Raw genomic sequence first — 13,282 nt, 5'->3', positions numbered from 1 at the left:
CGTAGATGGTTTTCGCTGCGTGGCGGCAAGAATTCGCGAAGAGCGTTCAAGGGCATGCATGAAACTGCTTGAAACATACATATTGCGGCGCGTCGGCCAGATGTTTCTCGTCGCCCTATTGCCCGTGCTCGCGATCATCTGGACGACACAGGTGCTGCAGCGCATCAATCTGGTGACGGATAGCGGCCAGTCGGTCGGTTCGTTCGCCAAACTCGCCACGCTCATACTGCCATCGATCATCCCCGTCGTACTGCCCTTCGCGCTGGTTATCGGCGTCACACAGACGCTGACGACGATGAACAACGATTCGGAGCTTGCCGTCATCGATGCCGCCGGCGCGCGCCGCAGCATCATCTGGCGGCCGATCATCATTCTCGCCGCAGTCATCAGCGCCTTCTCGTTCCTGGTAGATAACGTCGTCGAGCCGAAGGCGAAGACGGGCGCGAGGCAAATGATTGCAGCGGCTTACGCCGATCTCTTATCAACCGTGATTGAAGAGAAAAACTTCCGCCAGATCGATACCGGCCTCTATGTGCAGATCTCCGAACGCCTGGCCGGACGCGTGCTCAAGGGCCTGTTCGTGGTGGACGAGCGCGACCCAGCCTTCCAGCTGATCTATTATGCCCGCGAAGGTGCTGTCGATGAGAAGGGCACGTCGCTGATCATGCATGATGGTGAGGTGCACCGGAAAACCACGACCGGCGACGTCTCCATCATCCGGTTCGATTCCTATTCGTTCGACCTGTCCGACCTCACGCAGAATCGCGGCCAGTCCACGCTGCGCGCCTCGGACCGTGAGCTGCCGTTCCTGCTTAGTCCGGATCCCGAGGACAAGGACTACATCGCCAAGCCCGGAAGCTACCGCGCGGAGCTTCACAGACGCTTGACCGACTGGATGTTGCCACTTGTCTTTTCATTGATTTCGCTAGCGATTGCCGGTGATGCGCGTTCGCATCGCGAGGCACGCTTACATCCGATGGTGTCGGCGCTGGTGGTCGCATTCGCGGTTCGATGGGCAACATTCTACGCCGCCAACCAGGTCGAGTCGAAGCCGATATTCATCGGCATACTGTACGCCCTGCCGCTTGGAATCAGCGCGATGGCGATTGCCTCGCTGATCTTGCACAAAAGGATTTCGCTGCTGGGCGTCATCGGCAATTGGATCGCCATTGCCTGGCGCAAGCTGCAACAGCGGCTCCCCCGCTCGGCCGGAGGTGATGCATGATTTTCGGTACTCTTGGCCGCTACTTCTTCCGCCGCTATGCAACGACGGCAATGTGGTTCTTCCTCGGCGTCATCGGCATCGTCTATCTCGTCGACTTCAGCGAGACTGCTAGCCGCATGTCGGGTCTGCCGGGCTATACAGTTACCGGCGGCTTGCTGATGACGGCCGTTCGTCTGCCGCTCATCCTGCAGCAGACGGTGCCGTTCATCGCGCTTTTCGTCGGCATGACCGTGCTGATCGGCCTCAATCGCAAATACGAACTGGTGGTGACACGCGCGGCCGGCATTTCCGCTTGGCAGTTCATGTCGCCGTTCATTTTTGGCGCATTTTTGCTCGGCATCGGCGTCATGACGATCCTCAATCCGCTGGCGGCATGGGGCCAGCGGCAGGCAGCGAATGTCGAGAGCAACTGGCGCGGTGACGCCGGAGCCTCGAAGGGCGGTCCACAGGTGCCGTGGATCCGCCAGATTAGCGGTCAGGACGACGTTATCATCGGGGCACGAAGTGTTCTCGAGGACGGAACGATGCTCGTCGATGCGGTGCTCGTGCACTTCGATTCGAGCAATCACATCATGCTCAGACAGGACGCAGCGTCCGCAAAATTGGAAGATGGTTACTGGCTTCTTAAGAACGTTATAGAGCGTCGCCCCGGCGAAATCGCTCAGCGTAAGGATGAGGTACAGGTTCGTACCAATTTGAAACGAGACTTCGTCGAACAGAGGCTTACCGCCCCTGAAAGCATTGCATTTTTTGATCTCTCGAACCGAATCAGTATCGCCAAATCCTTCGGGATTCCGACCAAGGCTCTAGAGACGCAATTCCACTTCTTGTTGTCCCAACCACTGTTGCTCGTGGCGATGACTCTCATTGCTGCAACAGTGTCCCTAAAATTTAGCCGGTTCAACCAATCGAGGTCCGTGATTCTGGGTGGCATCCTGGCAGGCTTCGTGCTTTATGTGGTCACCGTGCTTGTGAAAGCATTCGGAAGCAGTGGGGTTGTCCCGCCTTTCGTGGCGACGTGGATTCCGGTCATCGTCGCCTTGGCTTTGGGTGCAACAATTCTGCTTCATCAGGAGGATGGCTAGTGGCGGCAGGCAACCGCAAAAGTGTTCGTAAGCAGTTGGTTGCCCTGTTCGCAGGCGTAGCCCTGTGCAGCTATACCGGCAACGTCCCCGTTGCTATCGCTCAAGACGCTTTGCAAAACATGAAGCCCAATGTTTCGAAGGAAGCCAAGATGCTTCTTTCGGCCAATGAGCTCGTCTACAACAAAGACGCTGAAGTCGTTTCGGCCGTAGGTGGCGTGCAGATCAATTACGCCGGCTACAAGATGGTCTCGCAGCGAGTCGAGTACAATCAGAAGACCGGCCGGATGATGGCGCTCGGCAATGTCGAGCTTGTCAGCCCCGACGGCACGCGCATGTACTCCGACAAGCTCGACGTCACCGATGACTTCGCGAACGGTTTCATCAATTCGCTTCGAATCGAGACACCCGACAATACGCGCATCGTCGCTGAAACCGGCGAGCGGGTCGGCGGCACCGAGATGATTCTCAACAAGGGCGTCTACACGGCCTGTCTGCCCTGCGCGGAGAAGCCCGAGAAGCCACCTTTCTGGCAGGTAAAGGCTGAACGCGTCATTCAGAATGGCGAGAAGCACACGATCCGTCTCGAGCATGCGCGCATGGAACTTTTGGGCCATCCGATCGCCTATGTTCCGTGGCTCGTCGTTCCCGACAACACGGTCAAGCGCAAATCCGGCTTCCTGTTCCCGAGCTTCGTCAGCGCACAGAATCTCGGCTTCGGCCTGTCTGTCCCCTACTACTACGTGATCTCGCCCAGCATGGACGCGACGGTGACGGGGACCGGCTATACAACGCAGGGTTTCCTGGCCGACGCCGAATTCCGTCAGCGCTTCGAGAACGGCACGCACACTCTGCGCGTGGCCGGTATCAGCCAGATGAATTCCAGCACGTTCACTGAAGGGACCAGTGACGCGCAGAACGATGCTCGCGGCATGATCGCCTCGACCGGTTCCTTCAAAATCAATCCGCGCTGGTCATTCGGCTGGGATGTAATGGTGCAGAGCGACAACAACTTCTCGCGCACCTACAAACTCAAGGGCTACGACAACTCGACGCAGACCAACCAGATTTATCTGACCGGGCTCGGCAAGCGGAACTACTTCGACCTGCGCTCCTTCTATTTCGATGTGCAGGACGCCGATCCGTCGAACACGGCCGAGAAGAAGCAGGCCATCGTCTATCCGGTGATGGACTATCACTATGTTGCTCCGCAGCCGCTTGCCGGCGGCGAAGTCTCGGCTGACGTGAACTTCACCAACCTTTCGCGCGGCCATGACGACTTCTACGACGTCGCCGGATTCGACCGCTATCGTGGCCTCGAAGGCCAGACGTCGCGTCTGACGGGCGAACTGACCTGGAAGCGTACGTTCGTAACGCCCGCCGGCGTCCTGATCACGCCGCTGCTGTCAGCCCGCGGCGATGCGCTCTCGCTCAACATGGACGACCCGGTCGGCTATGGCGGCAACTACGATACGAGCGATGCCGCGACACGCGGCATGGTGACGGCTGGCCTCGAAATGCGTTATCCGATCCTCGCCACGACCGACAACAGCACCCACGTGTTCGAGCCGATCATGCAGATCTATGCCCGCCCGAACGAATCGCTGGCCGGCAGGCTTCCGAACGAAGACGCGCAAAGCATGGTCTTCGACGCGACCAACCTGTTCGAACGCGACAAATTTTCCGGTTACGACCGCATCGAAGGCGGCACGCGCGCCAACGTCGGCTTCCAGTACACCGGTACGTTCGACAACGGCTACAAGCTGCACGGCATCTTCGGACAGTCCTTCCAGCTGGCAGGCCAGAACTCGTTCGCCACGGATGATCTCGTGAACGTCGGCGCCGATTCAGGTCTTGAGACCACTCGATCCGACTATGTCGGTCTCGGCGGCATCGAAACGCCACAGGGCTTTGCCTTCGCCGCTTCGTACCGCCTCGACGAGAAGAGCTTCGAGCTTCGCCGCGGTGATCTGACCGCCGGCTTCGAGACGGACGCGTTCCAGAGCCAGCTCCTCTACACCCACGTCTCCGCGCAGCCGGAATATGGCTACGACACGGATAACGACGAGCTGCAGACGCGCGCTCGGGTCAAGTTCAAGGACTACTGGTCGATCTTCGGCGGTATCGCCTACGATCTGAACAACAACACGTTCACGCGCCAGACCATCGGCCTCACCTACGAGGACGAATGCACGATCTTTACGATCGCCTACTCCGACAAGCGCGATACCAGCGACCAGTCGGCGAGCGACTGGACGATCGGCGCGAGGCTGACATTCCGTACTCTCGGCGACATCAATGTCGGTGACGCCAGCGAGCTCGGATACGGTAACATCTACAACAACTGATCGATTTTGCAGCACGGCGAAAGAAAGGGGCCTTTCTTTCGCCGTAACGCTATGCAGGACATTGTGGCCATTGGATATATGCGGCATATGCTGCTGCGTCTCGAAGGCAGCAACGCTGACGTTATCTCGGTAAGATAGGCGCGCCGCGACGCGAAAGCGCGGCGTCAATGGGAAGGGTCGACAGATGATTGGCGCGAAGAACACCGTAAGAACGATGATCGCAGGCTTGGCATTCGCCACTGTCGCGGGCTTGGCGCTGCCAAAGGCCAACGTGGCCTATGCGGCAAGCGAAGTCCGGGTGGTCGTCAACGGGACTGCCCTCACCAGCGGTGACGTGGCCAAGCGCCAGGCTTTCCTGCGCCTGCAGCACCAGAAGGCCGACGCCAAATCCGCTGAAGACCAGCTTATCGAGCAGACGCTGAAGCAGCAGGAAATCGCGCGCGTTCGAATGTCGGTGTCAAAGGACGACGTTGATGCATCCTTCGCGCGCTTTGCCACCGGCAACAAGCTGACGACCGCGCAGATGACGCAGATCCTCAGCCAGGCCGGCGTCGGCGTTGATCACTTCAAGGCATTTATCGCCGTGCAGATGAGCTGGCCACGCCTGGTGAACGCTCGCTATGGCAACAGCAACAAGATGTCGAATGCCGACCTCGTTGCCCGCATGATGGAAAACAACAAGCAGAAGCCAGAGACCACCGAATACATTCTGCAGCAAATGATCTTCGTCGTCCCCGCCAGCAAGAAGGGCATCGTCGGCAAGCGCAAGAGTGAAGCGGAAGCCTCGCGCTCGAAGTATCCGGGCTGCGAACAGGCCAAGGTTTTCGCCGCCACGATGCGTGATGTCTCCGTTCGTGATCTCGGTCGCATGCTGGCACCGGAACTGCCGCCGGAGTGGAAGCCTCTTGTCGAACAGGCCAAGGGCAACACCACCGCAACGCGCGTGACCGAAAAGGGCGTCGAGTATCTGGCGATCTGCAGCCAGCGTCAGGTTTCCGACGACCAGGCAGCCGAGATGGTCTTCCGTGAAGAAGATCTCAACAAGGCCAAGGACAAGAACGCGCCGCCGGAAAACACCAATTCCACAAAGTATCTCGAAGAGCTGCGCAAGAAAGCGCAGATCGTTCGCCGCTGATGCCAATGACGCTCGCCTTTTCGCGCCCGCTTGCTCTCAGCCAGGGCGATCCCGCTGGGATCGGCCCTGACATTACATTGATGGCCTGGCTGCGCCGCCGCGAGCTTGGCCTGCCGCCTTTTGTTTTCATCGGTGATCCTGACGTCCTTGCCACCCGCGCGCGGATGCTGGACCTGACCGTCGCGATCCGCGAGACCGATTGCGCCGGCGCGATCGACGTCTTTGCCGACGCAATCCCCGTCCTGCCGATCCCAGCGGGGATCGAAGTCATCGCTGGCGAAGCGCATGTCGCGACGGCCCGTGGGACAATTGCCGCAATCGAGGAGGCTGTGTCGCTGACGATCGGCGGCGAAGCACTCGGCGTCGTCACAAACCCGATCGCCAAGTCCGTTCTCTACGAGAGCGGTTTCCGTTTTCCGGGGCATACCGAGTTTCTGGCCGAGCTTGCGAAACGCGTGACCGGTACGCCCGTGACACCCGTCATGATGCTCGCCGGACCGAAGCTTCGCGCGATCCCCGTCACGATCCACATCCCGATCAAGGATGTGCCTCAGGCGCTGACGGCGGAGCTGATCGTGGAGACATGCCGGATCGCACACGCCGATCTCGTCCAGCGCTTTGGCATCGTCAATCCGCGCCTTGCCGTCGCGGGCCTCAATCCGCATGCCGGCGAAGATGGCGCCATCGGCAAGGAAGACGCGAACGTCATTCATCCGGCGATCCAGTTCCTTCGCGCCGAGGGTATCGATGCGATCGGCCCCCTGCCCGCCGACACCATGTTCCACGACGAAGCGCGGTCGCGCTACGACGTCGCGGTGTGCATGTATCACGACCAGGCCCTGATCCCGGCAAAGGCGCTCGGCTTCGATGACGCCGTCAACGTGACGCTTGGCCTGCCCTTCATCCGCACCTCCCCCGATCACGGCACCGCCTTCGGCATCGCCGGCAAGGGGCTGGCGCGCGAAAGCAGCCTGGTTGCCGCCCTGAAGCTTGCCGGGCACCTCGGTCGCGTTTCCAAGAGCAATTCCTGATGGCCGCACTCGACGGATTGCCGCCGCTCAGCGACGTCATCAGGCGCCATGGCCTGGATGCGCGCAAGGCGCTCGGGCAGAACTTCATCCTCGACCTCAACCTCACCCAGAAAGTAGCGCGCAATGCGGGGCCGCTCGAAGATGCGACGGTGTTCGAGGTTGGCCCCGGTCCCGGCGGCTTGACGCGGGCCATCCTCGCGCTCGGCGCCAAGAAGGTCATCGCCGTCGAACGCGATCCGCGTTGCCTGCCAGCGCTTGCCGAAGTGCAGGCGCATTATCCTGGCCGGCTCGAGGTGATCGAAGGCGACGCTCTGACCACCGATTTCGAGGCACTGGCGCCCGAGGGACCGGTGAAGATCATCGCCAACCTTCCCTACAATGTCGGGACCCAGCTTCTGGTGAACTGGTTGCTGCCGAAACAATGGCCCCCGTTCTGGCAATCGCTGACGCTGATGTTCCAGAAGGAAGTGGGCTTGCGTATCGTCGCCGATGAGGAAGACGATCACTATGGGCGTCTCGGTGTGCTCTGCGGCTGGCGTACGAACGCGCACATGGCGTTCGACATCCCTCCGCAGGCCTTTACTCCTCCGCCGAAGGTAACGTCGACAGTGGTACATCTGACGCCGAACGAGCACCCGATCCCCTGCTCAGTCGCCAATCTCGAAAAGGTGACCCAGGCTGCTTTCGGGCAGCGCCGCAAGATGCTGCGCCAGAGCCTGAAGCCGATCGGCGGCGAGAAACTGCTCGAGAAGGCCGGCATTGATCCGCAGAGACGCGCCGAGACGCTTTCGGTCGAGGAATTCTGCCGCCTGGCAAACAGCCTTTAGAAACGACTTATCGTCGACTTCGCGGCGGCAGATCTAATCTCACGAGCTTACAGGTTAGGCTCTTCGGTCAGCAGGCCGTTCACAAAATCGAACAGGCCATGGCGCCGATCACGGCGTACGCGCTCGGCATTGACGATGCAGCTCACGTTGCGAAATGCTTCGTCGAGGTCGTCGTTGACGATGACGTAGTCATATTCACGCCAGCGCTCGATCTCGGCACGCGAGTTCAAGAGACGCGTCCGAATAACCTCTTCGGAATCTTCGGCACGGCGATGCAGACGGGATTGCAGTTCAGTCATCGTCGGCGGCAGCACGAAGATCGAGACAATATCGGCCTTCATCTTTTCCTGCAGCTGCAGCGCACCCTGCCAATCGATATCAAACAGCATGTCACGGCCGGCAGCCATAGCGGCCTCCACTGGCTCGCGCGGCGTGCCATAGAAATTGCCGTGAACTTCCGCCCATTCGAGGAGATCACCGGCATCGCGCATTCTCTCGAACTGCGGGACGCTGATGAAGTGATAATGCTTGCCCGCGATCTCGCTCGGCCGCTTTGCCCTCGTCGTCACACTGATCGAGATCTCGAGACTATGGTCGTCCCGCAGCAAATTGCCGGCAATGGTCGACTTTCCAGCGCCCGAAGGCGAGGATAGAACGAGCATCAGGCCGCGACGGGCGATCTTCGTCGGCGTGCTAGAGGTTTCGGGGCTCGACGGGGTCGGGCTCATGGTTCACTCCAAATTCTGAACTTGCTCGCGGAACTGGTCGATGACCACTTTCAACTCAATGCCGGCCGCTGTCACCGCGGCCGCATTGGACTTCGAGCATATTGTATTCGATTCCCGGTTAAATTCCTGTGCAAGGAAATCGAGCTTGCGGCCGATAGGGCCGCCCTTGGCGAGCAGGTCGCGCGCGGCTGCCACGTGTGCCTTCAAGCGATCGATCTCTTCGCGCAGATCGGCCTTGGTCGCCAGGATCGCCGCCTCGGCATGGAGCCTGTCCTGATCGAACTTGCCGGATGCATCCATCAGCATCGCGACCTGGGCCGCAAGACGTGCCGCGATCTCGCGCGGCGAACGCGACGGGTCGCTTTCCACAACACCAGTCAGACGCTCGATGATCGCCACCTGATCAAGGAGCACGCGGGAAAGCGCCGCCCCCTCCTGCTCGCGCATATGCCGGAGATCGGTCAGTGCCAGCGCAAGGCCATTCATGATCTCGGCATCGCGCGCAGCGATGGCTTCCGGGCTATCTTCGGTCTCGCGGAAATCGACGATGCCGCGGATGCCGAGAAGCGTATCGAGCTTCAGCGGCGCCGGATCGATGATATCAGCCAGCTGATCGCGCAGCGACAGAACGGCAACTAACGCCTCTTGGTTGAGAACGGTTTCGACGCGGCTTTCGGGCGACGAGACGGACAGCGACACCTGCATGTTGCCGCGGCTGAACTGCTCGCCGGCCAGGCGCTTGACGTCGTTTTCCAGCCGCTCGAGGCCCGGCGGCAGGCGCAGGCGGATATCCAGGCCCTTGCCGTTTACCGAGCGCAGTTCCCAGGCCCAGCGCCAGCGATCGGTCGTGCCTTCGCGCCGCGCAAAACCCGTCATGGACTGCAAAGCCATGGAAGCCTCCGATATTATCAGTTTCTCTTTTTCTTCGGAGCCGGAGCAGGCGCTGCCGGCGCATCGGCGGGCGTTGCCGCGTCAGGCTGCCCGTCGACCGCGATATTCGGATCGGCGCCCTTGTCGGCTTCCAGCTTGCGCCAGCGCCGGACATTGGCGTTGTGGTCCTCAAGCGTGGCGGCGAAGACATGGCCACCCGTGCCGTCGGCCACGAAATAGAGGTCCTGCGTCTTCCACGGATTGGCAACGGCCTCAAGCGCATCGCGGCCGGGATTGGCGATCGGCGTCGGCGGCAGGCCCTTGATCACGTAGGTGTTGAAGGGCGTCTCTTTCTTGAGATCCGACTGGTAGATCGGCCGGTCGGCCGGCTTGCCGTCGCCACCGAACAATCCATAGATGATCGTCGGGTCCGACTGCAGGCGCATGCCCTTGCCGAGACGGTTCAGGAAGACCGAGGCCACATGGGCGCGCTCGTCTGGAACGCCGGTTTCCTTCTCGACGATGGAGGCGAGAACGATCATCTCGTCCTTCGACTTGAAGGGCAGCGACGGATCGCGCTTGTCCCAAATCTGGTCCACGAGCTTCTGCTGGGCCGCGGCCATTTGCTCGATGATCTCGGCGCGCTTGGTACCGCGCGAGAACTTATACGTATCCGGGCGCAGGCTGCCCTCGGCCGGCAGGACCGTCGGGAGGTCGCCTTCCAGTACCTGGTCCTCGTTCATGCGGTTGAACATCTGGCGGACGCTGAGGCCCTCGGGGAAGGAGATCGAATAGAGGATGGACTTGCCGGATTTCAGCAGTTCCATGATCTCGTTCATCGAGGCATGCGCCTTGATCTCGTATTCACCGGCCTTGAGGCTTTCGCCATCATTCAGATGGGTGGCGGTGAGATAGCGGAAGACGCGGCCGTCGGAGATGATGTTGTTGCGCTCAAGATTGAACGCGATCTCGGTGATCCCTGCGCCGTTGCGCACGATGAAATTGGTGTTGGCTTCCAGCGGACCGGGGCTCTGGTAGGTGGAAATCGCATAGTAGAAGACGACGACGGCGGCGGCGCAGCCGAGCACGACCAGCGTCATCAGGAAGTTCAGGAAGATGACGACCTGGCTTCTGGCCTTCTTTGAGCGCTTCGGCGGCTCCGGCACGCGCTCAGGGCGCAGCGCTTCGGTTGGCGATTTCGGAATGATCGGGCCACTCTGCGACTGCTGGCCCTGCTGGCCGGTCGTGTCGTTGCTCTGGTTCGTATCGCTCACCGGCAATCCTCTAAATTTGGCCCCAAAAGCTGCTTCTTGCGAAGCAATGCGGCGAAATGCGGGTGGGCAGCCATCGGATTGGACTGCCCTGCCCGTTGCGGACGTCGTGGGTCAGTCTCAGGCGACGTAGCGGCGCAGCACCAGCGATGCGTTTGTACCGCCGAATCCGAAGGAATTCGACAGCGCCACGTTCACTTCCCGTTGACGCGCCTTGTGTGGGACGAGATCGATCTTCGTCTCTCGCTCGGGGTTGTCGAGATTGAGCGTCGGCGGCACGACGTTGTCGCGGATCGAAAGCGTGGCGAAGATCGCCTCGATGGCGCCGGCAGCGCCAAGAAGGTGGCCGGTGGCAGACTTGGTCGAGGACATGGAGATCTTCGACGCGGCATCGCCAACCAGACGCTCGACGGCGCCAAGTTCGATCGTGTCGGCCATGGTCGATGTGCCGTGCGCGTTGATGTAATCGATATCGGCAGGCGTCAGGCCAGCGCGCTTCAGCGCCATCGCCATGCAGCGGCCGGCGCCCTCGCCGTCTTCCGACGGCGCGGTGATGTGGTAGGCATCGCCCGACAGGCCGTAGCCGACCACTTCAGCGTAAATCCGTGCGCCCCGCGCCAGGGCATGCTCGAGCTCTTCGAGAACGACGATGCCGGCGCCCTCGCCCATGACGAAGCCGTCACGGTCCTTGTCGTAGGGGCGCGAGGCCTTGGTGGGATCGTCGTTATGCTGCGTGGACAGCGCCTTGCAGGCCGCGAAGCCTGCGAGCGAGATGCGGCTGACCGGCGATTCGGTGCCGCCGGCGACCATGACATCGGCATCGCCGAAAGCGATCAGACGGGCAGCATCGCCAATGGCGTGCGCACCGGTCGAGCAGGCGGTGACAACGGAGTGGTTCGGTCCGCGCAGCTTGTGACGGATCGAGACCTGGCCGGATACGAGGTTGATCAGACGGCCTGGAATGAAGAAAGGAGAGATGCGGCGCGGGCCCTTGTCGCGCAGCGTATAGCCCGCTTCGACGATGCCTTCGATGCCGCCAATGCCGGAGCCGATGAGGACGCCGGTCGCAATCTGGTCTTCGTCGCTCTCGGGATGCCAGTTGGCATCGTTGAGCGCCATGTCGGCCGCGGCCATGCCATAGACGATGAAAGGATCGACCTTGCGCTGTTCCTTGGGCTCCATCCAATCATCCTGATTGAAGGTGCCGCCGGTGCCATCGCCGACAGGAATACGGCATGCGATCTTGGCCGGAAGGTCATCGACTTCGAACTCGGTCACGAGGCGTGCGCCGTTTTCGCCCGCCAGCAGGCGAGCCCAGGTCACTTCCGTGCCGCATCCCAAGGGAGACACCATGCCAGTGCCCGTAATAACCACCCGTCTCATCGACTGCATTCCCCCGCCTTTTGTGTTCTATGGAGACCATGCCAGAAATAGAAAGGGCGGACTCCGGGTCCGCCCTTTCTAAAGTGCTCAGGATTAAGCCTGGGCCTTTTCGATAAACTTAACAGCGTCGCCGACCGTCAGGATCGAGTCCGCAGCGTCGTCAGGAATTTCAACGCCGAATTCTTCTTCGAACGCCATGACCAGTTCGACGGTGTCGAGCGAGTCAGCGCCCAGATCGTCGATGAAGCTTGCGCCTTCGACAACCTTGTCGGCGTCGACGCCAAGATGATCAATAACAATTTTCTTTACGCGTTCTGCGATATCGCTCATGTCGGTTTCCTCGACCTTATAATCCTGATCAGAGAGCCTTTATGGCACCCTACCCTGTTTCAGCCTGCGGCGCCCTAAAGCCACCTTCGGCAAACTCGTTGTACCCGGCTACCAGAGATGTCCCAGGCTTGCTTGGAAAGCCCGCCGGTCCGTCTTCTTTCTCGGGAGACTGTTCACAGTCATGGCCCGATTAACACGGTTTATGTCTGCCGCAAAGCCAGAAAATCAACCCCATAGGGTTGGTGAACAGGCTATTGCGGGGAAAAACGGCCCGAAAGCCAGTTTTCCGTTTCAGATCATGGCCATGCCGCCATTTACATGCAAAGTCTGGCCCGTCATGTAAGCCGCTTCCGACGAAGCCAGGTAAGCAACGGCGGAGGCCACTTCGGCGCCGGTGCCCATGCGCTTCATCGGGATCGCGCCCATGATCGCGTCCTTCTGCTTGTCGTTCAGCTTGCCCGTCATCGCGCTTTCGATAAAGCCCGGCGCCACGCAGTTGACCGTCACGTTGCGCGTCGCGATCTCCTGCGCCAGCGACTTGGTGAAGCCGATCATGCCGGCCTTGGAGGCGCAGTAGTTGGCCTGGCCGGGATTGCCGGTGACGCCGACGATCGAGGTGATGTTGATGATGCGGCCATAGCGGCGGCGCATCATCGGATGCGTCAACTCGCGGGTCAGGCGGAACATCGAGGTCAGGTTGACTTCGATGACGCTGTCCCAGTCCTCGTCCGACATGCGCACGAAGAGGCCATCCTTGGTGATGCCGGCGTTGTTGACGAGGATGTCGACGCCGTCGAGTTCGGCTTCGGCCTTGACGCCGAGCGCCTTGACTTCGTCGCGGTCGGCGAGGTTTGCCGGGAAGATCTTGACGCGGTCGCCGAGTTCATTGGCCAGCGCCTCGAGCTTTTCGACGCGGGTGCCGTGCAGGCCGACGATGGCGCCCTGCTTGTGCAGGATGCGGGCGATTTCTTCGCCGATGCCGCCAGAAGCGCCGGTGACCAGAGCCTTGCGGCCAGAGAGATCGAGCATGGAAGAATTCCTTGTAATCGTTA

At 60.7% G+C, this 13,282-nt stretch carries 12 protein-coding genes; 6 read left to right on the top strand and 6 right to left on the bottom strand.

Going from position 1 to position 13,282, the window contains the following annotated elements; translation table 11 throughout:
• Positions 1 to 58 precede the first annotated feature (58 nt).
• The 6 genes from J5286_RS06980 to rsmA all read left to right on the top strand — a co-directional run bounded on the left by J5286_RS06980 (position 59) and on the right by rsmA (position 7,648).
• The gene (locus tag J5286_RS06980; protein ID WP_209189766.1) at positions 59 to 1,225 is read left to right on the top strand and encodes an LptF/LptG family permease; all 1,167 of its coding nucleotides are present in this window, start codon (positions 59 to 61) and stop codon (positions 1,223 to 1,225) included.
• The gene (gene lptG, locus J5286_RS06975) at positions 1,222 to 2,310 is read left to right on the top strand and encodes an LPS export ABC transporter permease LptG (RefSeq protein WP_209189765.1); all 1,089 of its coding nucleotides are present in this window, start codon (positions 1,222 to 1,224) and stop codon (positions 2,308 to 2,310) included. Before J5286_RS06980 ends, lptG begins: the two co-directional genes overlap by 4 nt.
• On the top strand, positions 2,310 to 4,655 hold the full coding sequence (locus J5286_RS06970; RefSeq protein WP_209189764.1) for an LPS-assembly protein LptD: 2,346 nt from the start codon (positions 2,310 to 2,312) through the stop codon (positions 4,653 to 4,655). Before lptG ends, J5286_RS06970 begins: the two co-directional genes overlap by 1 nt.
• A 184-nt stretch (positions 4,656 to 4,839) precedes the next feature.
• A complete protein-coding gene (locus tag J5286_RS06965) occupies positions 4,840 to 5,790 on the top strand; it encodes a SurA N-terminal domain-containing protein (protein WP_209189763.1) in 951 nt (316 codons plus the stop codon).
• Positions 5,791 to 5,795: 5 nt separating this feature from the next.
• Positions 5,796 to 6,821, top strand: a complete 1,026-nt coding sequence (gene pdxA / locus J5286_RS06960) for a 4-hydroxythreonine-4-phosphate dehydrogenase PdxA (RefSeq protein ID WP_209189762.1) — start codon at positions 5,796 to 5,798, stop codon at positions 6,819 to 6,821.
• Complete coding sequence (rsmA, locus tag J5286_RS06955; RefSeq protein ID WP_209189761.1) at positions 6,821 to 7,648, top strand: 16S rRNA (adenine(1518)-N(6)/adenine(1519)-N(6))-dimethyltransferase RsmA; 828 nt, start codon at positions 6,821 to 6,823, stop codon at positions 7,646 to 7,648. Before pdxA ends, rsmA begins: the two co-directional genes overlap by 1 nt.
• A 47-nt stretch (positions 7,649 to 7,695) precedes the next feature.
• On the opposite strand, the gene gmk is transcribed toward rsmA, so the two are convergent.
• The 6 genes from gmk to fabG form a co-directional block, all read right to left on the bottom strand.
• The gene (gene gmk, locus J5286_RS06950) at positions 7,696 to 8,376 is read right to left on the bottom strand and encodes a guanylate kinase (RefSeq protein WP_209189760.1); all 681 of its coding nucleotides are present in this window, start codon (positions 8,374 to 8,376) and stop codon (positions 7,696 to 7,698) included.
• Positions 8,377 to 8,379: 3 nt separating this feature from the next.
• Positions 8,380 to 9,267, bottom strand: a complete 888-nt coding sequence (locus J5286_RS06945; RefSeq protein WP_209189759.1) for a YicC/YloC family endoribonuclease — start codon at positions 9,265 to 9,267, stop codon at positions 8,380 to 8,382.
• Between the two features lie 17 nt (positions 9,268 to 9,284).
• Positions 9,285 to 10,520 (bottom strand): endolytic transglycosylase MltG, encoded by a 1,236-nt coding sequence (gene mltG, locus J5286_RS06940; RefSeq protein WP_047513340.1) that lies wholly within the window; start codon positions 10,518 to 10,520, stop codon positions 9,285 to 9,287.
• Positions 10,521 to 10,637: 117 nt separating this feature from the next.
• Positions 10,638 to 11,900 carry a beta-ketoacyl-ACP synthase II gene (gene fabF / locus J5286_RS06935; RefSeq protein ID WP_026283052.1) on the bottom strand — a complete coding sequence of 421 codons (1,263 nt, stop codon included), beginning with the start codon at positions 11,898 to 11,900 and terminating at the stop codon, positions 10,638 to 10,640.
• Positions 11,901 to 11,993: 93 nt separating this feature from the next.
• A complete protein-coding gene (locus J5286_RS06930; protein WP_003502080.1) occupies positions 11,994 to 12,230 on the bottom strand; it encodes an acyl carrier protein in 237 nt (78 codons plus the stop codon).
• Positions 12,231 to 12,521: 291 nt separating this feature from the next.
• Entirely contained in the window at positions 12,522 to 13,259 is a 738-nt protein-coding gene (fabG, locus tag J5286_RS06925) for a 3-oxoacyl-[acyl-carrier-protein] reductase (protein ID WP_018898755.1), read from the bottom strand.
• Between the last annotated feature and the right edge of the window lie 23 nt (positions 13,260 to 13,282).

The organism is Rhizobium sp. 16-488-2b, assembly GCF_017741815.1.
In the GTDB taxonomy this organism is placed as follows: domain Bacteria; phylum Pseudomonadota; class Alphaproteobacteria; order Rhizobiales; family Rhizobiaceae; genus Rhizobium.
This window is presented reverse-complemented; position numbering and strand designations above follow the sequence as displayed.